Origin of the sequence: Streptomyces sp. NPDC047000 (assembly GCF_040644295.1) — a bacterium.
Classification (GTDB): domain Bacteria; phylum Actinomycetota; class Actinomycetes; order Streptomycetales; family Streptomycetaceae; genus Streptomyces.
In genome coordinates, this window is the sequence record NZ_JBEYWE010000034.1 from 1118 (window position 1) to 1520 (window position 403).

The 403-nt window shown below is 66.7% G+C and carries 1 protein-coding gene; it reads right to left on the minus strand.

What is annotated here, in order from left to right:
- The coding region (locus ABZ862_RS33745; RefSeq protein ID WP_360966802.1) for a tetratricopeptide repeat protein at positions 1 to 403 on the minus strand (403 nt) is incomplete at both ends.

Genomic DNA, 403 nt, shown 5'->3' on the forward strand with positions numbered 1-403 from the left:
CGGCAGCCAGGTTGTTGCGGCTTATGAGGGTGTGGGGGTGGGTGTCGCCCAGGATTTGTTCGCATTGGGTGAGGGTGGCCTCCATCAGAGGAATGGCCCGCCTCAAGTCCCCCGCCGACTCATAAGCCGCAGCCAGGTTGTTGCGGCTTATGAGGGTGTGGGGGTGGGTGTCGCCCAGGATTTGTTCGCATTGGGTGAGGGTGGCCTCCATCAGAGGAATGGCGCGCCCGAGGTCCCCGGCCGCCTGGTAGGCGGCGGCGAGGTGGTTGCGGCTGGTCAGGGTGTGGGGGTGGGTGTCGCCCAGGATTTGTTCGCATTGGGTGAGGGTGGCCTTCAGCAGGGGGATGGCGCGCCCGAGGTCCCCGGCCGCCTGGTAGGTGGTGGCGAGGTTGTTGCGGCTGGT